Source organism: Natronosalvus sp. KLKA75 (assembly GCF_059736265.1).
This window is the reverse complement of sequence record NZ_CM185522.1, coordinates 2,363,759-2,385,140: the sequence shown is the minus strand read 5'-3', so window position 1 is coordinate 2,385,140 and position 21,382 is coordinate 2,363,759. Positions and strand designations below refer to the sequence as shown.

Here is a 21,382-nt window from a genome sequence, read left to right as displayed (position 1 = left end):
TCACTCCTCGACGGTCACCGTCACTCCGTGCGGTTCGTAGGCGTTACAGGCGTATCCGTCCTGATTCCAGGGGAACTGGTCGTCGGAGATGGCCTCGAGTCCTGCGCCTGGGTCTGAGATCGGCCCGAACTGCGTGTACCCGTTCTCGTCGGTCGCCCGCGAGTACAGGACGTGCTCGCCCGCCTCGGCCTCCCAGAGGTAGCGGAACTGTCGCCAGCCGCCAGGGCCGAGGTCGGGGCCGAAGAACTCCGCTTCCTCCCAGCTCTCGCCACCATCGGTGGAAACTTCCACGGACTCGACGCGGTCGTCGCCAGCCCAGGCGACCCCGAGCACCTCGACGCTGCCGTCCTGGGCGCGCGGCGACACCGTCGATTCCTCGCCGGGATAGCCGATGATCGACTTGACGACCTGATCGTAGATGTACGGCAGGTGGTCGAGTTCGCCGTTGGCGGCTGCTTCCATCTGCGCCCAGGTGTCGAACTCGTCGATCGTCTCGTTGTGCTCGGCCTCCTCGCCTTCGGGGATGATCCGGTAGGAGTTCTGCTGCCAGTGGAGGTACTGTTCCCACTCCTCGCCGATCATCATCATGTCCATGACCTCGAGTTCGCGGAGCCACTTGACGTTGTTATTCCCCATCCAGCCGGGGACGAGGAGCCGAACGGGGTGGCCGTGTTCGGCGCTCAACGGCTCTCCGTCCATCTCGTAGGCGAGCAGGCAGTCGTCCATCACCTTCTGCATCGGGATGGAGCGCGCGAAGATTCGCTCGCCTTCCGGGTGATCCCCGCCGGCAGCCATCAGCCACTTCCCGTCGCTCGTGTCGGCGTCGTGGGCCTCGAGGATTTCGCTCACCGGCGCACCGGTCCAGATGGTGTTACCGACCGCACCGAAGGTCCAGGGATTGCCCGCCACCTCGGGGTCGAAGTAGGAGCGACCGTTGCCCGAACACTGCATCGTGTGGGCCACCGACTCGGTCGAGTACTCGCGCTCGAGGTCTTCCATCGACAGCGAGACAGTCTCCTCGCCCAACCTGAGTTCGATCTCCCACTCCTCGGCGTCGAGCTGGGGCGACAGGTAGTGATTCCGGATGTAGTGTTCCTCCTTCGGCGTGAGGTAACTCGTGTACGTCTCGCGGGCCGCCGCCTCCGCGTTCTCCGGATCCGGTGAGTAAATTCGTAATCCTGGATAGTGCTCCTCCAGGTACTCCGGCGTCCCCCGTTCTGGTCCGCCGTCGCCCTCGCCCTCGTCGGACTCCGATTCCTCTTGCTCCTGTCTCGCTACCACCGACCCGGTTACACTCAGTCCCGCGAGTGCGCCCGATGCCATCATGAACCTTCGCCGGTCAAGTAATCGCCGTCGTCGTCGTTCGGTCTCGCCCGACTGCTCGTCCCCGCCGCTCGTTGACTGTCCCTGCATGACAAACGCACGCACACTCCTGACGGCGATATAGCTAACATAATCCTGCCGTATCGAATCCCGCTCGATAAACGGTCTACCGATCACTCCAATAGAGAGTCCCGCGAGTCGACCGGCTTCCGGTCCCTCGAGTTCGGAACGAAACGTCGCTCGAGGTCGAGGAAACGGTTAGTCGTCGGCCGCTTCGTTCGACTCGTCGTCCCCGTCACTACACGGTTCGACCTCGATAGTCCCGATCATCTCCTGGTCGTGGATCGCACAGACGTACTCGTACTGCCCGACGGCGACGAACCGATGGTCGTAGGTATCCCCGCTCTCGCGGGTGGCCTGGTGATCGATTTCGTCGGTTTCGCCCTCTCCATCTCCGTCGTCAGTTTCGTGTGTCCCTTCTCCGTTTTCGTCCGCACCGGATGAGAGGTCGTAGGAGGCGAACGGCTCGGCTCCCTCGGGCACCGACGCGTTGGCAGATGCCTCCGGGTGGGCGCTAACGTTGTGTCCCTCCTCCTCGAACGTCCAGCGGACGACATCGCCGACCTCGAGCGAGAGCGAAGCCGGATCGAACGCGAGTTCGCCGTCCGGTGCGACGGTGACGGTCGCGTCCGGTTCGTCCAGAACCTCGATCGTGCCGACCATCTCCTCGTCGTGAATCGCACAGACGTACTCGTACGTCCCGGGGGTCTCGAACGCGTGAGCGAACGTTTCGTCGGCCTCGCGGGTGGCCTCGTTGTCGATCTGAGAACCCTCGTCCTCGCCGTCGCCTTCACCCTCGTCCTCGTCCTCGCTGTTCGAGAGGTCGTAGGAGGCGAACGGCTCGGCCCCCTCCGGCACCGACGTATTGTCGGAGGCGTCCGGGTGCGCAGTCACGTTGTGCCCCTCTTCCTCGAACTGCCACTCCACCGTGTTCCCGAGCCCGATCTCGAGCGCGTTGGGTTCGAATCGACGGTCGCCGTCGGGGGCGACGACAACGGTTTCGTCCGCGCAGGCGTCCACCTCGACGGTACCGACCATCGTGTTCTCGTGGGGGACGCAGACGTACTCGTACTCGCCGGGGGTGGTGAAGACGTGACGGTATGTCTCACCCTCCGGAGCGACCGAGAAGTGGGCGTCGCCCTCGTAGGAGGCGAACGGCTCCGCGTTCGGTGGGTTTCGATTCTTGTCCGACGCCCCGGGAAGGGATGTGACGTTGTGGCCTGCACTGGCGAACGTCCACTCGGCCGCCTCTCCGAGACCGATTTCGACGTCCTCGGGTTCGAACCGCCAGGCACCGTCGGGGCCGGCGACGACCTGTGTCACGGCAGGGTCGTCGCTCGAGTCGTCTTCGCGGTCGGTTCCGTCGCTTTCGTCGCCGTCTCCTTCGTCTTCGCCTTCGCCTTCGTCCTCCGTTCCGTCACCGTCTCCGTCGTCCTGGAATCGATTGCCGACTGTCCCACCAACCTTGCCGGCCAGGGCTGCGGTCAGGGCGCTGCCCACTCCGAGGTGGCGCAGAAAGCGCCGTCGGGTGCTCGCGTCGCTCATGTGAATCCAATCTACCCAAAGGTGGCGCCGACAAAGATGCTATTCCACGAGTACGTGACTGACAGCGTCTCGAGAACGAATTCGGCCGGGGAGCTCTTTTCCAACTAGAGGCCGATCACTCGAGCACGTCGAACGCCACCGTCAGGTCGAGCGGCCAGTAGACGAACCGGTACCGGCCGGCCGGGAGCCCCGGGCAGACCTCGAGCCCCGAGTACAGGTCCTCGACGGCCGCTTCGGATAGCTCGAGCTCCCAGTCGAATCCCTCGCCGGGACGGTGGATGATTCCCTCGTCGGTGTAGCCGATGCCGTGTTCTGAACGGTGGCCGCGAACCTCCTGCCAGCCCGCTTCGGTCCGGACCTCGAGCGAGAACTTCCGGTCGTTGCCGGTGCCCTGTTCGACGCTGGTGAGGTTCCGCATCGTGACCGACACCGACTCGCCGCGAGCGACCTCGAGGGGGTCGACGCGCATGGCGAACGCGTCGGCGTCGCCCCAGTGTACCGACTCGGCGGACGAGAGACGCTTGAAGTCGTCGTCCGAGCACTCGAGTGGTTCCGGAATCGTCGCCGGATCGCCGTCAGGCTCGACGCCACCCTCGAGTCCGACCGGGTCGATGACGCGCTCGTGGGCCGCCTCGACGGTTTCGGTTTCTCCCCAGCCATCGGTGAGCGTGACGACGGCGTTGTGGTGCCACATCCCGTCGCCGTCGAACGAGACCCGCGTGAGCGACGACGGGTAGGCTAGCGCCTCTCCACAGCCGCCGTCGCTCGAGTCGACGACCGTCGCCGTCGCCGTGATCGCGCTCTCCTGGGCGTCGAAGTTCACGTCGCTGACCTCGATGCTGTCGTGGCAGATCGTCGGGCCACCGGATTCGACGAGCACGAGCACCTCCGTCTCGAAGTCAGTCTCCTCGAGGAAGGGGTCCACGGTTTCGGCGGTTCGGTTCGTCGCGATGGCGTCCAGTCGCTCGAGGACGTCGGCGTCGGTGATCAGCGCGACCGTACCAATCCCATCCGAGGCCCACGGCGGTTCGTCGGTTCGGGGCTCGAGGGCAATGGTCTCGATGGCAGTAATTTCGGGACTCGAGCCAGTGCCGTCATCATCGTTGCTGTCCGAGTCGTCGGTGCCGTTAGTGCCGTTCGCCCCGTCACCGTCGTTCGGGTCGTCCTCACCGTCTTCATCGCCGGGGCTCGAGCCGGTCGGACTGGCGTCGAGACAGCCGGCGACGGTGAGCCCGACACCGAGTGCGCCCGAGCGAAGAATCGTTCGTCTGGAGGGGTCCATACGCGATACTCTCGCCGGAGACGATAAGTGCTCTCTGGAAGGTCAAACAACGATTTCACCGTTGGTTTGGGACGAACGCGACAGAATCGGTAAGAACGACGGACTCGAGTTCGACTACTCTGCCGGATCGAGTTCGACCTGCTCGAGGGAGCGATTCAGGTGACAGACCTCGTGTGGTGGGTCGCCGAGCAGTTGCTGGATCCGATACTCGCGGTCGAATTCGACGCCGTCGGGCTCACAGAGGGCGTGGCTCGGACAGTCGATGTACGGACAGGGGCCGCTCAGACTCGCCTTACTCCCGCTGAACGCGCCCTTCGAGGGGACGTTCGCAGTGACGGTCGCCGGTTCGACCTCGACGGCGCGGACGCCATCGTCGTGCATCGCACACTCGAGCGTCTGGGCGTTCTCACGGACGTCGGTGACGCGGTAGCGGCGGCCGGGCTCGAGGTTGAGACACTGGCTCCGGTAGGGACAGCCGGTACAGCCGTCGGCCTCACCCTCGTAGACGAACTCGGTGCCAGGGTCGGCGAGGCGCGTCCCGAGGAGGGTCACGGTGGTCATTGGTAGTCTCCTTCGGACCGCGACCGGTTAAGCCTCACGTCACTCGCTCGAGTCTGCTCCAGTGGCTCGCTGGTCGAGGTTGTCGAGGTGGGGCGACGTGGTCAATGCGGTCGTTCTTACCGATCAGTCGGCTCCGGCGCTCTCGAGGTAGTCCTGGGCCGCGATCCGGATCACGTCCTCGGGGCCCTCGACGCAATCGCGCCTGAGCGCCGGGTACTGGCCCTCGAGTCGGCCTGCGATTAGCCCGTCGATGGCGGCGACCTCCTCGACGGTCATTCCCTCGAGTTCCGTCGAGAGGATGCTCGCGACGGCGCTGCTGACGGCGCAACTCTCGCTCTCGAAGGCGATGGCCTCGATCGTACCGTCGGGAGCGACGTCGACGTGGAACTCCCCGTCGTCGCCACAGGAGGTCTCCTCGGAGGACTTGACGAGGTCGGGGTTCTCGAGGCCGCCCGCGTTCCGGGGGTCGCAGTGGTGGTCGTAGAGGACGTCGTGATACCGATCGGACCGCAGGTAGGCGTCCAGCTTCGCGCAGGCGTCGTCGATCGCCTCGAGCAGGGCGTCTACCTCCTCGCGCGTGTTGTAGACGTAGAACGACGCGCGGACGGAGCCAGGTATGTCGAGAGCGTCGTGCAGTGGCTGGGTGCAGTGGTCGCCCGCCCGGACGGCGATCCCGCGGTCGTTCAGGAGCGAGGAGAGGTCGTGGCCGTGGACGCCGTCGACGTTGAACGCGACCAGGCCGGATCGCTCCTCGCCCGCGGGCGGCCCGTAGGTCGTCACGTCGTCGCGCGCCTCGAGTCGCTCGAGGGCGTACTGGGCGAGCTCGTTCTCGTGGGCCGCAATCGCGTCCATGCCGATCTCCTCGAGGTAGTCCGCCGCGGCCGCGAGCGCGATCCCCTCCGCGATGGGCGGGGTGCCCGCCTCGAACTTCCAGGGGAGTTCGTTCCAGGTCGAGCGTTCGAAGGTGACGTGCCGGATCATCTCGCCGCCGAAGAGGAACGGCTCCATCTCCTCGAGGATCTCTCGCTTGCCGTAGAGGGCGCCGATACCCGTCGGGCCGGCCATCTTGTGGCCCGAGAAGGCGAAGAAGTCCGCGCCCATCGCCTCGACGTCGATGGGTCGGTTCGGTGCGGACTGGGCGCCGTCGACGACGACGTAGGCGTCGTGCTCGTGGGCCATCTCGGCCAGCTCGGCGACCGGGTTGATCGTCCCGAGGACGTTCGAGACGTGGACGACCGAGACGACCGCGGTGTCCGGACCGATGAGTTCGTTGGCGTGCTCGAGGTCGAGGTGGCCGTCGTCGGTCACCCGGACGAAGTCGATGTCGGCGCCCGTCTTCTTCGCGACCTGCTGCCAGGTCACGACCGAGGCGTGGTGTTCCATCTCCGTCGTCACGACCTGGTCGCCGGGGCCCAGTTCGTTGAGCCCCAGGCCGTAAGCGACGAGGTTGATGCTCTCGGTTGCCCCCTTCGTGAAGATGAGTTCCTCGCGCCCGCGGCTGGCACCGACGAACTCGGCCAGTCTGTCGTGGGCCTGTTCGTAAGCGATCGAGGCCTCGTGGCTCAGCGTGTGAATCCCGCGGTGAACGTTCGCGTTGTATGTCGAGAAGTACTCCTCGAACACGTCGTAGACCTGCTGCGGCGTCTGGGTCGTCGCCGCGTTGTCGAGATATACCAACTGTTGGCCGTCGACGTCGCGCTCGAGGATCGGAAAGTCCGATCGAACGGAATCGGTCATATCTCGTGATTATCCCCATTGATTAAAGTAGTTGTGACGGCGTCGAATTACGCATCACTCGAGACAGGCCAGTAGTCGTGAGTGTCGAGACGAAACCCACATTACCCGGACGCACGACTGTACCAACGAACGAACAGTGACGCGCGTCTGCCTCGTCGGCTCGCCCGACGTCTCGCTCCAGTACGAGCTCCTCTCCCGAGAGACGTCCCGGGAGGCCCTGTCCACGTACGACCTGGCTCGCCCCTTCGAGAACTCGCTGGCGGTTCGGACTGTCAGCCTCGGGGCCGCCGTCTCGCTGTGTAACGACCTCCAGTGGTACCTCGTCCGGTTCGTCGACGAGGTCCTGATCCAGGAGCCGAGCGTGAGCGACGACGAGTGGCTCTCGCGGGACCTGGCCGTCGCGCTTCGAAACGGCGACCTCGAGCCTGCGGAAACCGGCGAACACCTGAAGATATTCGGGCTCGAGCGACCCGAAGCGCCGGGGCTCGAGACTTCGACGGGTGACGGCGGGAAGCCCGACGATCGACAGCGTGCGACCGACACACGAAGCGACGAACCCGGCGCCGGAGACGAACAGGCGACCGACGCCGACTCGATTTCCGGGCCTGCACAGGCGACGACGCATCGGGCCGGCAACAGAGTCGAGCCAGGCGGCCCGCCGAAACTCGTCGAACCGCTCTACGTCCGCCGAACGGACGGGGAGACGCCCACGTACGACCTCAGGGACGTCGAGGAGACACTGATCGTGCGACTCACCGAATCCGAATTTTCGCCATAGCTCGGGTTTTGCCGTCGCTCGAGTCCCCGTCGTCCTTCCTCAAAGTTCGTCGTCCCCCGAGCGGACTCTGACAGTTCGTCGATTCAGCGATTCGTCGATTTAGCAATTCAGTAGTTCAACGGTCCGTCGGTCCGTCAGAGAGCCACGCACACAGCGAACATTCACTACTCTACTCGAGAAACACACTCCATGGTCATTTCGACAGAGCCGGCGTGGAAGGAACTCGTCGACGGTCTCGGACGGGAGTATCAGGACGCAGTCGTGTACGCCGATCTCGAGCAGGAAACGATCCTGCACGAGGGGGACGTTCGACTGCTGGCGAACGGATGGGTCGAACTACCCACTGGTCGACTCCTGTCCCCGGACGCGGTCCATCACATCGACACATAGGTCGCCCATCGAGACGGACGCCTCGAGGTCGAGCGAAGAGTACGCGTGCAGTGACGTTCGGGGTGTTAACCCCACAGAAACCGGAACCGTCAGTCGAACAGACCTGTCGAGAGATATCGTTCCCCGCTGTCCCAGAAGACGGTCACGACCAGCGGACAGTCGTCCTCCATCTGGCCACCGTCGGTCCGAGTCTGGGTCTGGGTCGCTGGCGTGAGCGGACCGTCGAACGTGTCGGGGAGTTCCGGACACTCGAGGGCTGGATCGGCTATCTCGCGAGCCACTTTCTGTGAGACGAGGCTCGTCGCACCGCTCGACTGCCCGACGAGGATCCCCTCCTCGCGGGCCAGGCGACGGCACTCCTCCTCGGCGTCCTCGAGCGCAACGGTTTCCACGCGGTCGATCAGATCGGTGTCGAGGTTGTCGCTGACGAATCCGGGACCCATGCCCTGGAACTCGTCGTTTCCGGATACGCCCGTCGAGAGCACGGCGTTGCGCTCGGGTTCGACGGCGACGATCTCCACGTCGGGGAACTCCTCGCGGAGCCGACGGCCGACGCCCGAGAGCGTCCCGCCGGTGCCGACGCCGGCGACGAAGATGTCAACCTCGCGCTCGCCGACCTGGTCGACGATCTCCTCGCCGGTCGTCCGGTAGTGGGCCTCGGGGTTCGCCGCGTTTTCGAATTGTCCCAACTGGACGGCGCCCTCGCCCTCGAGTTCGTCGGCGCGATCGCGCGCGTCGGTCATGTCTCCCTCGACGAGTTCGAGGTCGGCCCCGTAGGCGGCCATGATCCGGCGCCGTTCCTCGGACTTCGAAGCTGGCATCACGATCGTCAGGTCGTAGCCCCGGGCCGCCGCGACGAGCGCGAGGCCGATGCCCGTGTTGCCGCTGGTCGGTTCGACGAGGCGGTTGCCCGGCGCGAGAACGCCGTCGCGCTCGGCGGCGCGAACCATCGCGAGCGCGGGGCGGTCCTTGGCCGACCCGCCGGGGTTGAACGACTCGACCTTGGCGGCGACCGTCGCCCCCTCGGGCGAGTCGACCTGGACCAGCGGAGAGCCGATCGTGTCCAGGATACTGCCTTTCATTGTCCATCGGTAGGGACTCGAACGGTAAACGCGTGGCGGACCCCGGCAGGACGTGCCGGTGACGAAATAGGATGGGATGCCACGAACAAATCCGTTAAGCCGTTCGCGTCGAAACTAGCGGACGTGACGCTCGAGACGATGCGACCGAACCCGACCTGGGACAGCGCCGCCTACGAGGAGACCGTTTCCACGCTCGCGGCCCACCGCGAGGACCTGACGTACCTCGTCTGGGGCGGCGATTGGTGTAAGGACTGTCGAGCGCTCCTGCCGGACTTCGCGGCGGCGCTCGAGGCTGCCGACATTCCGGACGACCGGATCGAGGAACTCGCCGTCGACACGGACAAACAGGGCCCGAAGGTCGACGACTACGACGTCGAGTACATTCCGACGGTCGTCGTGCTCGACGACGACGGGACCGAAGTTACCCGGTTCGTCGAGAGCGAGTCGCTCCCCCCGTCGGTGTACCTCGCAGAACAGATCGAAAGCGCGCTCGAGACGGCCTGAGACGTACCAGACAGACACGAGACGGTCTGAAACGCTACCAGGAGGTCACGAGACAGCCTACCGCAAAGAGATCGCAGCGACTTCACCCGACCCGCACGCCGGGCAGGAATGTTGGGGTTGACTCAGTGACGTCCCGCATCGACGGCACTCGTGGTAGAGAGACGACTGGCGATGACGGTCCCAGGTTCGCCTGATCCAGTTTGCCGCGAGAGTAGTCAGTGTCATGTGGGCGTTCGTCCGGCAGTCGCGAGTCGGACGGTAAATACTTTGTGAACATTCGACCATCTAGAATAGTAAGTCTAGACACACGTTTGAAAATGTTCGTCTTTTATATACAAATCATAAGATATCGTGAGGATATACGGCCGAACGAAGACGAAGGGAGGGGTAATCGAACGACGAGGACGATCGAGCCACCCACCGAACCTGGGCCACAATGCCGATCAGTTCTCGGAATGTCCCAGTAGCCACTCGAGCGCCTCGTCGACGTCGTGGCTGGGCGGCGAGCAGGTCCGCTGGCGACAGGCGTAGAGCGTCGGTTCGTCATCTCTCGCCTCGCGCCCGGCCCAGATCGATGGTGCCTCCGAGAGGTCGAGGGCGTCGAGCCAGGCCTCGAGTCCGTCGTCGGTCGGCGGCCGCCTGGCGAGCAGGCGGTCCGGGAGGAACGTCGAGCCGATTTCGTCTCGCCAGTCCCGCGGAACCTCGTCCGCGGCGACCGTCAACTCGAGCGAGCCGGTCGCGAGCCGATCAGCCGCGAGCACGAGCGAGGTGTACTCGAGTGGGCTCGAGCGCATCCGGCTGGCGTGGGTCTCGAGGACCGCTTCCGCGACGTCACTGAACGACTCGTCGGCGACGTGCTCGAGCGCGAGCAGCGTCTCGACGGCGACCCCCGTCGACGAGGGCGTCGAGGCGTCGGTGAGTTCCTGCGGACGCGCGACCAGCGATTCCCCGCTCGAGGGCGTGAAGTACAGCGTTTCGCGCTCGCCGTCCCAGAACTCGGATTCGATCGTTCGAGCCAACTCGAGCGCGAACGAGAGGTGCTCGAGGTCGCCCGTCGCCTCGTAACACGTGAGCGCCGCGCGAGCGAGGAAGGCGTAGTCCTCGAGGTAGCCGTCGATGCCGACCTCGCCGTCCTCGTACCGCCGAGAGAGGGTACCGTCGTCGTCCCACAGGTGCTCGCGAACAAACGCCAGCGCGTCGGTGGCGGTTTCGGCGTAGGCGTCGTCGCCGAGGACGATCGCCGCCTCCGCGAACGCGGCGATCATCAGGCCGTTCCAGCCGGCGAGCACCTTCTCGTCTCGATTCGGGCGCGGTCGCTCCTCGCGAGCCTCGAACAACTGATCGCGGGCGGCCTCGAGCACCGTCTCGACCGTCGAGGCCTCGAGGTCGTACTGGTCGGCCAGGTCCGATCGCGAGGACGAAATCGTGAGCACGGTTTTCCCCTCGAAGTTACCGCCGGACGTCACGCCGTACCGGTCACAGACCAGATCTGAGACAGTCTCGTCGTCGACGTCGATTTCCTCCGAACGGTCCAGGTCCGAGAGTGCGTCCCGAATCTCGTCGGGCGTCCAGACGTAGAACGCACCCTCCTCGCGCTCGCCGGCCTCGGTCTCGCTCTGGGCGTCGAGCGTGCTGAAGAAGCCCCCGTCCTCGTGGGTCAGTTCGCGCTCGACGAACGCGAGGGTCTGCCGGGCTACGTCGGCGTACCGCTCGTCGCCGACGGCCTGGTAGGCCGCCAGGTAGGCACGCGTCAACTCGGCGTTGTCGTAGAGCATCTTCTCGAAGTGGGGCACCGTCCAGTCCCGGTCGACGCAGTAGCGGTGGAAGCCGTCGCCGACGTGATCGTACAGGCCACCGCCCGCCATCGCGTCGAGGGTCCTGACTGCCGCCTCGAGGTACTGCCTTCGCCCCGTGCGATCGGTCGCCCGGAACAAGAGGTGGAGCCGCGCGGGCTGGGGGAACTTCGGGCCGCTCGAGCCCCAGCCGCCGTACTGTTCGTCGACGCCGCGGAGGGCCGTCCCGGCGGCCGACTCGAGCAACTCGCTGCCCGGCGTTTCGACCCCCTCTGGGGGCGAGGGCGTGGCCTCGAGCTGGTCGCTCGCCGCGGCGGTCCACTGGTCGGCCCGATTCTCCATCTCCTCGCGGTCGACCTCCCAGGAGTGGGCGATGTTCTCGAGGAGGTCCCGGAAGCCCGGCATCCCACGCTGGGGTTCCTTCGGGAAGTAGGTCCCGACGTAGAACGGGCGGCCGTCGGGGGTGAGCCACGCCGACAGCGGCCACCCGCCGCGGCCGGTGACCTGCTGGCAGACGGTCATGTAGATGCTGTCGACGTCCGGGCGTTCCTCGCGGTCGACCTTGATCGGAACGAAGTGTTCGTTGAGCAACTCGGCGACGCCGTCGTCCTCGAAGCTCTCGTCGGCCATAACGTGACACCAGTGACACGCCGAGTAACCGATTGAGAGGAAGATTGGCACGTCGTGCTCTTTGGCCGTCTCGAGGGCCTGGTCGTCCCACGGCTGCCAGTTGACGGGGTTGTCCGCGTGCTGGCGCAGGTAGGGACTGGCCGCGTCCTCAAGGCGGTTGCGCTCGGTGGGTGTGCTCATTGACGTCGTCTACGTGCGGGCGCTGTAAAAGCGCGGCGTACGCCTCGAGTCCGTAGCTTCTGGACCCGCAAAAACGAATACAGGAAAACGGGCTTGTCGAACCCCTCGGTCGGTGATACGTTCTAGGATGGTTGCTGAATATAGAGCGCGAATGTTGCACAAATTGAGAGCCGATTTTCGAAAGGTAGTGACCGGTCAGTTCAGGCGACACATATATCACTCCGAGTTAGGTCACATTCCCGGATCGGTATTCCTCCCAAAATGTATAGCGCCACTACGTGAGATGTAGATATTTACGCCGAACGGAGGCCTAATATCGTCTATATGCCACTCATACGTCGCTGATTCGCCCGTCTTGAGTTCGACAGTGAGATCGTAGATTCCTTCAACTGCCGTCAATCCCGACCGGGTAAGTAACGATTCGGAGACGAGATCGTACGTTCTTTCGAAGATGGTTTCGTTCTCTTTTCGGTGGGTCACGGTTACGGTGACTTCGTGACTCGTCTCGTCAAAGTTCACCAGCCGAAATCCCTGTACTTCACGACCACCTGTCCCGTTTCCATACGTTTCCGGAGCTGGCTCTGACTTCCTATGCTCGGTATCGATGCGCTGGACAGAGTCATCTGAGACGAAATAGAACTTCGGTTTCGGACCGAGATGACCAACGGCTTCACTTCCCTCTCGATCGATTGTTTGGCTGCCACGACAGATAGTGATGAGATAATATCCACCATCAGCCTCTGCGTCTACTGCGGCGGGACACCCAACGGTGATCTTTGTCGTGTTCTCCGAAAGCATGTCATTGTGCATCCAGACTTCCTCATATTCCGCGACGAATCCGGTAGCGCTTCCTTTCGTAACCGGATCTGGCTTCTCTGGAAAGTCCTTCTCTTTGAGACCGTTTTGACCCGTTCCACTGCCCACATCTCCCAAACACCCACCACCAGACACAAGAACCGTTGCTCCAACACACCCGAGCAGTGTTCGACGATCCATACGTAATGATAATTTAGCAGTGGTTATAACATTAATTGGATAATTGATTAGTACGCAGGTGTAGTAAGCAGATGGTTCAACGATTTCAGTGTGAAACAAACGAGGTCGTCGTGCTGCACTAATTCTCTCTATTCAGCAGCCACATCATGTCGGTCATAAACTATTTCAACAGAGTCAGAAAAATCGATTACGTCACTGAACGACGCGTTCTTCAGCCTCGAGCCGCGGATTTACTCCGTCAGCAGACGACGCAGCACGAGGTGGAGCACGCCACCGTTCTCGATGTACTTCACCGCGGCGGGTGTACTGACCTGCGCGGTCACGGTGAATTCGGTCGTCTCCCCGTCCTCTGCTTCGGCGATCACCGTGAGCTCCTGGTTGGGCTCGAGGCCGTCCTCCAGCCCTCGGATCTCGAAGTACTCCGAGCCGTCGAGACCGAGTTCCTTCCAGCCCTCGTCCTCTTCGAACTGGAGCGGCAGGACGCCCATGCCGATGAGGTTGTCGCGGTAAATTCGCTCGTAGCTCTCGCCGATGGTCGCGCGGATGCCCAGGAGGTCAGTGCCTTTGGCGGCCCAGTCCCGGCTCGAGCCGGTGCCGAGTTCGATGCCGGCCATCACGACGAGCGGGGTGTCCTCCTCGCGGTAGCGTTCGGAGGCTTCGAAGACGGTCACCTCTTCGCCGGTGGGGTGGTGGATGGTGTAGCCACCTTCCTTCCCGTCGAGCATCTCGTTCTGAATGCGGACGTTCGCGAAGGTGCCGCGCATCATGACCTCGTGGTTGCCGCGGCGGGAGCCGTAGGTGTTGAACTCGTAGGGCTCGACGCCCTGGGCGGCGAGCCATCGGCCTGCGGGGAGGGCCTCGCTGAACGGCCCCGCGGGGCTGATGTGGTCGGTCGTCACGGTGTCGCCGAGCATCATGAGCCCGCGCGCACCCTCGATGTCCTCGACGCCGGGTTCCTCGAGCGGGAAGTCCTTGAAGAACGGCGGCTCGCGGATGTACGTCGAGTCGTTGTCCCACTCGTAGACGTCGCCCGTGGGGGCCTCGAGGGCTTCCCAGCGCTCGTCACCCTCGAAGATGCTCGCGTACTTCGACTCGAACATCTCGGGGGAGACGCTGTCGTGGATCGTCTGTCGAATCTCTTCCGGGTCCGGCCAGACCTCCTCGAGGTAGATCTCCTCGCCCTCGGCGTTCGTGCCGATTGGTTCCTCCTCGAGGTCGATGTCCATCTTGCCGGCGAGGCCGTAGGCGACCACGAGCGGCGGGCTGGCGAGGTAGTTCGCGCGAATCTTCGGGTGGATGCGCGCCTCGAAGTTGCGGTTCCCGGAGAGAACGCTGGTCGTCCAGAGGTCGTACTCGTCGATGGCGGCCTCGATGGGTTCGGCGAGCGGGCCAGCGTTGCCGATGCAGGTGGTACAGCCGTAGCCGACGACGTGGTAGCCCAGTTCCTCGAGGTCGTCGAGCAGGTCGGCCTGTTCGAGGTACTCGGTGACGACCTTGCTGCCGGGCGCGAGGCTCGTCTTGACGTACTCGGGCACGTCGAGGCCAGCCTCGACGGCGTTGCGCGCGAGCAGGCCCGCGGCGACCATCACGGAGGGGTTCGAGGTGTTCGTACAACTCGTAATGGCGCTCACGAGCACGGAGCCGTGGCCGATCTCGACCTCGGTGCCGTCCTCGAGAGTGACAGGGACCTTCTCCTCGAGGGCGGGTTGTTTTTTGGAGACGAGGCCGCCGTCGCTCTCCGCCGCACCACTATCAATTACACCTTCCTCCTCGAGCAACGTCGGGAAGTGCTCGTCCAGATCGCCCATTGGGATGCGGGCGTGGGGTTTCTTGTGGCCCGCGAGGCTGGGTTCCACTTCACCAAGATCGAACTCGACGACCTCGGTGAACTCGGGGTCCTGATCGCCGAAGAGACCCTGGGCCTCGAGGTACTCCTTCACTAACGCGATGTGATCGTCGTCGCGCCCGGTGAGCTCGAGGTAGTCCAGCGTCTTCTCGTCGACGGGGAACATGGAGATGGTCGAACCCTGTTCGGGCGCCATGTTCGAGATGGTCGCGCGGTCGGCGACCGAGAGCTGGGAGACGCCGGGGCCGAAGAACTCGACGAACTTGTCGACGACGCCGACCTGACGGAGCTTCTCGGTGATGTGGAGCACGAGGTCGGTCGCGGTCGCACCCTCTGGGAGTTCGCCGGAGAGGCGGACGCCGACGACGTCGGGCAGGGTCATCGTGATCGGCTGTCCCAGGAGCGCGGCTTCGGCCTCGATACCGCCGACGCCCCAGCCGACGACGCCGATGCCGCCGATCATGGGCGTGTGGCTGTCCGTGCCGACGAGGGTGTCGGGCAGGAGCCACTGCTCACCGTCGACCTCGCGGTCGTGGACGACCTGACCCAGGTACTCGAGGTTGACCTGGTGGACGATGCCGGTTCCCGGCGGCACGACGTTGAAGTCGTCGAAGGCCTGTTCGGCCCACTTGATCGCGCGGTAGCGCTCCTCGTTGCGCTCGTACTCGAGTTCGACGTTCTGCTCGTAGGCGTCCTCGCTCCCGAAGTAGTCGACCTGGACGCTGTGGTCGATCACGAGGTCGCAGGGGACGTCGGGTTCGACGATCGTGGGGTCCTCGCCCGCGCGATCCGCCGCGGAGCGGAGAGCGGCAAGGTCGACTACAGCGGGGACGCCGGTCAGGTCCTGCAGGACGACTCGCGAGGGACTGAACGGCACCTCGGCGTCGGGCACGTCGGGTTGCCAGGACGCGGCGTTTCGGACGTCGTCTTCGGTAACCATTTCGCCGTCGACGTTGCGGAGCACCGACTCGAGCAGCACGCGAACGCTGACGGGCAGACTCGAGAGGTCACAGAGCCCTTCCTCCTCGAGCACGGTGAGGTCGGCGAATTTGTACGTCTCGCCGTCTCGCTCGAGTTCGCGAATCGCCCCGAACGGATCGGCTGTGGAGTCGTTCGTCATCGATATTGGTTAAACTGAGGAAATGCGCAGGTGTGAACCTATCGGTCTTCCAGTGCAAATCTTGCCGAACAGGTTCGAACGGCCGCGACCAGTGCTATATTTGCCCGTGTGATCAGCTGTCAATTCGGCGGAGTACTCACGTTCGCAGTGCTCGGATTCCGACCGTTCGAAGCCCTCACTCCCGTGAATGGTCTGGCCTGACGTACTCGAGGAACGAGAATCCCTCGTGGTCTTCGCGCTCGACTTCGGTCCATTCCTCGCGGTCCCACTCGGGGAAGGAGGTGTCACCCTCGGGGCGGTCCCGAATCTCGGTGACGATGAGTCGATCGAGCGCGGGCAGAAACTGCTCGTAGACCGTCGCGCCCCCTGCGACGAACGCACGGTCGGTGCCGTCGTGGCGGTCATCGGCCGCGCGCTCGGCTTCCTCGAGCGCAGCCTCGAGTTCGTGGGCGACGACGACGTTTTCGGGTGTCTCGAGGTCGCGACTCGTGAGGACGATGGAGGTTCGACCGGGCAGGGGCTCGCCCAGTCCCTCGAGGATTCCCTCGTAGGTCACCCGACCCATGATGACTGGGTGACCCGTGGTCTGGCGCTTGAAGTGAGCCAGGTCCTCGGGGACGTGCCAGGGCATCTCGCCGTCGCGGCCGATGATCCCGTTCTCGGCCACGGCGACGATTCCCACGAGTTCGAGGTCGGTCTCGAGGGCCGAGTCGGAGTCGGGCGACGAACCCGTCATTCGGCGACCGCGAACCGGAGTCCGTCGTGGGACTCGTAGTCGACCAGCTCGACGTCGTCGGCCGAGAGGTCGTCGATCGTCACGTCCGCGAGTTTCAGTTGTGGGCGCTCGAGCGGCTCGCGCGTGCATTGCCGGAGCAGGTTGGGGACGTGATCGTATCGTTCCTCGCCCTCGGCTTCGTCCGGGGCTTTCTCGAGGAGCCACTCACGCACGTCGGCATAGGCCTCGCGGTCATCTCGAGGGTCGACCTCGGCCAGGCGGTCCTGCAACGCCTCGAGGTTGTCTGCGTACCAACGCCCGCGGTCGCCGGTCCCACAGTAGACGTGGGCGTCGACGATGGTGTGGCCGAAGGTGCCCGCCTCGAAGCCCGTCTGCTGGGCGACGAGTTTCGTCAGGAGGGCGTAGGCCGCGATGTTGAACGGAATCCCGAGGGCCACGTCGCCCGAGCGCTGGGTGAGGTGGCAGTTGAGTCGGTCGCCCTGGACGTTGAAGACGAAGGAGTAGTGACAGGGCGGGAGCGTCGAGACGGCGGCGTTCGCGGGGTGCCAGGCGTTGACGACCAGTCGACGGGAGTTCGGATTATCGGAGAGTTGGTCGATCACGTACTGGAGCTGGTCGAACGTCTGGCGGCCGTCGGCCTCTCGAGTGACCCACTGGCTTCCGGCGGGCTCTCCGCTGGCGTCGTCGTCGGAGACGGTGTCCGCCCAGGACTCGCCCTCGAGCCGGCTCTCGTCGTCGGGAATCGGAAATCGGCGCCAGAAGCGACCGTAGGCCGTGTCGAGTTGCCCCTCGTCGTCGGCCCAGGCGTCCCAGATCTTCGTCTCCTCGCGCAGGTCGCGGATGTGCTCCTCGCCCGAGAGGTACCAGCACATCTCGTGGATCATCGAGTTCCAGCGGTAGCCGTCCATCTTTTTGGTCGTCAGGAGCGGGTAGCCTCGCTGGAGGTCGATCTCGTAGTGCTGGCTGAACGAGGAGATGGTGTCGACGCCGGTTCGGTTGGGTTTGTACGCCCCCTCCGAAAGCACCGAATCGACGAGGTCGAGGTACTGTTGCATTGAGACTGGGTTTCGAGCGAATGCCTATAACCATTGATCCATCCGACTCGATCGTCTCACTGGAATCGAGTAACCCGGCCCACGGTCGACGGACTCCCTTCCCGATTCAGCACGTTCGTGCACATACAGATCTCGAGAAAGGACAACTTTTACATGTTCCTGCGTACCGACTTCGATCATGCGCGAGCACGTACTGCTGATCGGGGGCGGCGGGCGCGAACACGCCATCGCGCGCGCCCTGGCCGACAGCGAGGCCGACCTGTACGCCTGCGCGGGGAACCGAAACCCGGGAATCGCCGACCTGGCGAGCGGGTTCGAGACGCTCGAGACGACCGACCCCGACGCGGTGGTCGAGTACGCCCAGTCCGTCGACGCGACCATCGCCGTCGTCGGCCCGGAAGCGCCGCTCCAGGCCGGCGTGGCCGACGCGCTCGAGAACGCGGGCGTCTACGCCTTCGGGCCGAACCAGGACGAGGCCCGAATCGAGACGGACAAGGCCTTCCAGCGTCGGTTCATGCGGGAGAACGACATCACGGGCTGCCCCGATTTCGAGACATTCGACGACGGCGAGGCCGCCTGCGAGTACATCGATAGCTACGACGGCGACCTCGTGATCAAGCCCGCCGGCCTCACGGGCGGGAAGGGCGTCAAGGTCATCGGGGACCAGGTGACCGCCGAGGAGGGCAAGGAGTACATCCGGGACTCCGAGTACGACCGCCTCGTCCTCGAGGAACGACTCGTCGGCGAGGAGTTCACCGTCCAGGCGTTCGTCGCGAACGGCGACGTCCGCACGGCCCCAGCGGTCCAGGACCACAAACGCGCCTACGAGGGCGACGAGGGGCCGAACACCGGTGGAATGGGGAGCTATTCGGACGCCACGCGCGAATTGCCGTTCATGACGGCGGTCGACTACGACGACGCCGTCGACATCATCGATGAGACTGTCGGGGCCCTCGAGGGCTACAAGGGCATCCTCTACGGTCAGTTCATGCTCACCGCCGAGGGGCCGAAGGTCGTCGAGTTCAACGCCCGCTTCGGCGACCCCGAGGCGATGAACACCCTGCCGGTCCTCGAGACGGACTTCCTCGAGGTGCTCACGGCAGCGCGAAACCGCGATCCGTTGCCCGAACTCGAGTTCGCCGAGCAGGCCACGGTCTGTAAGTACGCGGTTCCTGCGGGATATCCAACCGACCCGGAGGCGGGAGCGAAGGTGCAGGTCGACGAAGAGAGCGTGGCGCGCGCGGCGAGGGCCTCGGACGACTCGAGCGGCGACGAGGCGCGAGAGAGCGCTGGCGACGCCCTGCTCTACTACGCCAGTGTCGACGAACGTGACGACGGCATCTACACCACGACCTCGAGGTCGTTCGCCGTCGTTGGGCTCGCGGACACCATCGTCGAGGCCGAGGAAATCGCCGAGGACGCGCTCGCCGACGCCGGCGAAGAAGGCCTGCACGTGCGTCACGACATCGGGAAAGCCGACCTGGTTCAGCGCCGGATCGACCACATGGACGAACTGCGCGGGAAGTAAAACCGCGATTCTGTACCTTCCCCCGCGCAGTTTCAAGCCCGCGTTATATTCGACTGAACGGCGGAGAGTGTCGTATGTCCGCACGCTTTACGGACGACGACGAAGGAAAGCCAGTCGTGAACGAAAACGGCGACCGAATCGGGATGGTCGAATCCGTCCACGGTGATACCGCACACGTGAACCCCGATCCGGGGATGACCGACACGATCAAGTCCAAACTCGGCTGGGGCGACGCCAGCGAGGACACGTACGAACTCGACGCGAGCAACGTCGACCACATCGGCGACGACGAGATTCGACTCGGGCAGCTTTGAACGGGGCGGCGAGGGTTCGGTAACGGAGCAGAAAACCGATCTGCTCACCCGTTCAGTTGGTTTCTTGTAGGATTGGAACGAACGCCGTGGCAGTGACTAACGACCCCTCGAGGCGCGAGCACAATCAGAAACGCAGACACGACCGCGTGCACCGCCACCCGACGCCCGGCCCGACGAACTCGCTGGGCCACTGGACGAGCGCCCGCCACCCCCTTCGCGTGGCAATCAATTACGTCGTCGTCTGGCTGATCCGGACCTCGCCGAGCCTGAAACTCAAGCGCTGGCTCATGCGACGCCTCGGCGTCACGGTCGGTGAGGGCGTCTCGTGGGGCCTCGAGGCCACGCCCGACGTGTTCTGGCCCGACCTCATCACGCTCGAGGATCATGCCATCATCGGCTACGACGCCACGATTCTCTGTCACGAGTTCCTCCAGGACGAGTATCGAACGGGGGAGGTAGTCGTCGGCGAGCGGGCGATGATCGGCGCCGGGGCGATCATCCTCCCCGGTGTCGAGATTGGCGCCGGCGCCAGCGTTGCGGCGAACTCGCTCGTGACGCGGGACGTTCCGCCGGGCGAAATCGTGGCGGGGGTGCCGGCGACGACGATGATGGACTCAGGTCCGGGTCCGGGTTCGGATTCGGATTCGGATTCGACCTCGAGCGAGCGAAGCGACACCGAGGACACAATCGACGGGGACGAAGGGCTCGCAGTCGACCGCGACAGCGAACTCGACGCGACCACCGACGAAACCGACGGCGAGACGGAGACGACGCGAGAACGGGACGACCCACCCCACTCTGTCGAGTGAAACAAGTCGCGCCTCGAGCCCCGGCCTCGTCGCCGAACTCACAGGGACGCCGAAGGGCCAAGACTCGGGAACAGGAACGGTCGACCGGTCGCCCAGGCAATGCCACCGATGATCGCGAAGTGGACGATGGCGTCGATCCCAGCATTCAGGTCGTCGCGTACCCCATTAGCCGACGTATCCGTCCGGACGGATACCTTACAGGGCCGGACGAAGCACTTACCCGTTGTTCCCTGGTTTCACGGTGCAGCCGCAACTCGAGGCGACTAGTCCAACTCGCCTTTCGCCTCGTCGGCGTAGCTGTCGGCCAGTCGAACCGGCTCCGGGAGCTTGTAGCCCCTCGAGAGCGCGAGGGCCAGATCGGCCGCGGTTTCGGGGCCGACGCGGTGACCGGGACTGACGTACAGCGGGTTGACGTAGCGGTTCGGTGAGTCGTACTGCTTCGTCTGAACGGCGTACCCCAGGAGCGTTCCCGGATCGGTTTCGACGCGCGCGTTCGCTTCGATTGGGACGCGGGTGCCGGCGGCGAGGTTCTCGAGGTCGCCCGTCGCCTCGCCACAGAGCAGGCTCTTGGCGACGCCGACGCTGGGGACGTCCAGGACGACGCCCATGTGAGTCGCGATGCCGGCCTCCCGGAAGTGGATGCGGCCGCTCCCGTCGAACAGGAACACGTCGGGGTCGGTCGTTACGTTCTCGACGGCCTCGAGGATCGGGCCGCCCTCGCGGAACGAGAGCAGGCCCGGGACGTAGGGGATCTTGAGGGGCGTGACGGCGAAGACGCGCTCGAGGACCTCGCCACCTTGCATGACGACGATGGCGCTGAGCGCACGTTCGGGTTCCGAATTGAGCAGGAAGGACTGGTCGACGCCGGCGACGACTGGCTGGGTGGTTGGTCCGGTATCGGGGTTGCCGTCGCTCCCGTTACCGCTACCACCCCCGCTCGAAGTCGAAGTCGCCGCCAGCGGATTCGTCAACGTCTCGAGGTCGAACGCGAAGTCGTCCTCGAAGACGGCCTCGCGAGCGATTTCGTGCTGCATGGCTTCCATGTCGGCTCTCGAGAGCGCGGGATCGGGGACGAGGTCAGGACGGCGGATTCGTATCATAGTCGTAACGTGT

18 protein-coding genes are annotated in these 21,382 nt (G+C 64.6%); 6 read left to right on the top strand and 12 right to left on the bottom strand.

The features are described 5' to 3' along the window. The 5 genes from AC6I65_RS11545 to AC6I65_RS11525 form a co-directional block, all read right to left on the bottom strand. Positions 1-1,413, bottom strand: a complete 1,413-nt coding sequence (locus AC6I65_RS11545; protein WP_497902022.1) for a sulfite oxidase — start codon at positions 1,411-1,413, stop codon at positions 1-3. A 168-nt stretch (positions 1,414-1,581) separates the two neighbouring features. Then, positions 1,582-2,928, bottom strand: coding sequence for a plastocyanin/azurin family copper-binding protein (locus AC6I65_RS11540; protein ID WP_497902021.1), 1,347 nt, complete (start codon positions 2,926-2,928; stop codon positions 1,582-1,584). A gap of 115 nt (positions 2,929-3,043) precedes the next feature. Continuing rightward, positions 3,044-4,210 (bottom strand): hypothetical protein, encoded by a 1,167-nt coding sequence (locus AC6I65_RS11535; protein WP_497902020.1) that lies wholly within the window; start codon positions 4,208-4,210, stop codon positions 3,044-3,046. Positions 4,211-4,324: 114 nt separating this feature from the next. Continuing rightward, positions 4,325-4,771 (bottom strand): UPF0179 family protein, encoded by a 447-nt coding sequence (locus AC6I65_RS11530; protein ID WP_497902019.1) that lies wholly within the window; start codon positions 4,769-4,771, stop codon positions 4,325-4,327. 123 nt (positions 4,772-4,894) lie between these two features. Further along, positions 4,895-6,508 (bottom strand): SufS family cysteine desulfurase, encoded by a 1,614-nt coding sequence (locus tag AC6I65_RS11525; RefSeq protein ID WP_497902018.1) that lies wholly within the window; start codon positions 6,506-6,508, stop codon positions 4,895-4,897. Positions 6,509-6,644: 136 nt separating this feature from the next. Here AC6I65_RS11525 and AC6I65_RS11520 point away from each other — a divergent pair, with 136 nt between their 5' ends. Together AC6I65_RS11520 and AC6I65_RS11515 are read left to right on the top strand one after the other, a co-directional pair. Beyond that, positions 6,645-7,286 carry a DUF5804 family protein gene (locus AC6I65_RS11520; protein WP_497902017.1) on the top strand — a complete coding sequence of 214 codons (642 nt, stop codon included), beginning with the start codon at positions 6,645-6,647 and terminating at the stop codon, positions 7,284-7,286. 189 nt (positions 7,287-7,475) lie between these two features. Then, positions 7,476-7,676, top strand: coding sequence for a hypothetical protein (locus AC6I65_RS11515; protein ID WP_254156979.1), 201 nt, complete (start codon positions 7,476-7,478; stop codon positions 7,674-7,676). A gap of 89 nt (positions 7,677-7,765) precedes the next feature. Here the strand turns inward: AC6I65_RS11515 and AC6I65_RS11510 are convergent, their stop codons facing one another. Continuing rightward, positions 7,766-8,758, bottom strand: coding sequence for a PLP-dependent cysteine synthase family protein (locus AC6I65_RS11510; RefSeq protein WP_497902016.1), 993 nt, complete (start codon positions 8,756-8,758; stop codon positions 7,766-7,768). 123 nt (positions 8,759-8,881) lie between these two features. On the opposite strand from AC6I65_RS11510, the gene AC6I65_RS11505 reads away from it, so the two are divergent. Beyond that, entirely contained in the window at positions 8,882-9,262 is a 381-nt protein-coding gene (locus tag AC6I65_RS11505) for a TlpA family protein disulfide reductase (protein WP_497902015.1), read from the top strand. A 443-nt stretch (positions 9,263-9,705) separates the two neighbouring features. On the opposite strand, the gene AC6I65_RS11500 is transcribed toward AC6I65_RS11505, so the two are convergent. The 5 genes from AC6I65_RS11500 to thyA form a co-directional block, all read right to left on the bottom strand. Next, the gene (locus AC6I65_RS11500; protein WP_497902014.1) at positions 9,706-11,865 is read right to left on the bottom strand and encodes a thioredoxin domain-containing protein; all 2,160 of its coding nucleotides are present in this window, start codon (positions 11,863-11,865) and stop codon (positions 9,706-9,708) included. Positions 11,866-12,096: 231 nt separating this feature from the next. Then, positions 12,097-12,861, bottom strand: coding sequence for an Ig-like domain-containing protein (locus AC6I65_RS11495; protein WP_497902013.1), 765 nt, complete (start codon positions 12,859-12,861; stop codon positions 12,097-12,099). A gap of 230 nt (positions 12,862-13,091) precedes the next feature. Then, entirely contained in the window at positions 13,092-15,827 is a 2,736-nt protein-coding gene (gene acnA, locus AC6I65_RS11490; protein ID WP_497902012.1) for an aconitate hydratase AcnA, read from the bottom strand. A gap of 175 nt (positions 15,828-16,002) precedes the next feature. Next, entirely contained in the window at positions 16,003-16,563 is a 561-nt protein-coding gene (locus AC6I65_RS11485) for a dihydrofolate reductase (RefSeq protein WP_497902011.1), read from the bottom strand. After that, positions 16,560-17,618, bottom strand: coding sequence for a thymidylate synthase (gene thyA / locus AC6I65_RS11480; protein ID WP_497902010.1), 1,059 nt, complete (start codon positions 17,616-17,618; stop codon positions 16,560-16,562). Before thyA ends, AC6I65_RS11485 begins: the two co-directional genes overlap by 4 nt. Before the next feature lie 178 nt (positions 17,619-17,796). Between thyA and purD the strand changes: the two genes are divergently transcribed. From purD to AC6I65_RS11465, 3 genes are all read left to right on the top strand, one after another. After that, complete coding sequence (gene purD / locus AC6I65_RS11475) at positions 17,797-19,146, top strand: phosphoribosylamine--glycine ligase (protein ID WP_497902009.1); 1,350 nt, start codon at positions 17,797-17,799, stop codon at positions 19,144-19,146. Positions 19,147-19,220: 74 nt separating this feature from the next. Continuing rightward, the gene (locus tag AC6I65_RS11470; protein ID WP_497902008.1) at positions 19,221-19,460 is read left to right on the top strand and encodes a DUF8593 domain-containing protein; all 240 of its coding nucleotides are present in this window, start codon (positions 19,221-19,223) and stop codon (positions 19,458-19,460) included. A gap of 92 nt (positions 19,461-19,552) precedes the next feature. Next, positions 19,553-20,269 (top strand): acyltransferase, encoded by a 717-nt coding sequence (locus AC6I65_RS11465; protein ID WP_497902007.1) that lies wholly within the window; start codon positions 19,553-19,555, stop codon positions 20,267-20,269. A gap of 263 nt (positions 20,270-20,532) precedes the next feature. On the opposite strand, the gene AC6I65_RS11460 is transcribed toward AC6I65_RS11465, so the two are convergent. Then, complete coding sequence (locus tag AC6I65_RS11460) at positions 20,533-21,366, bottom strand: endonuclease V (RefSeq protein WP_497903202.1); 834 nt, start codon at positions 21,364-21,366, stop codon at positions 20,533-20,535. Positions 21,367-21,382 lie beyond the last annotated feature (16 nt).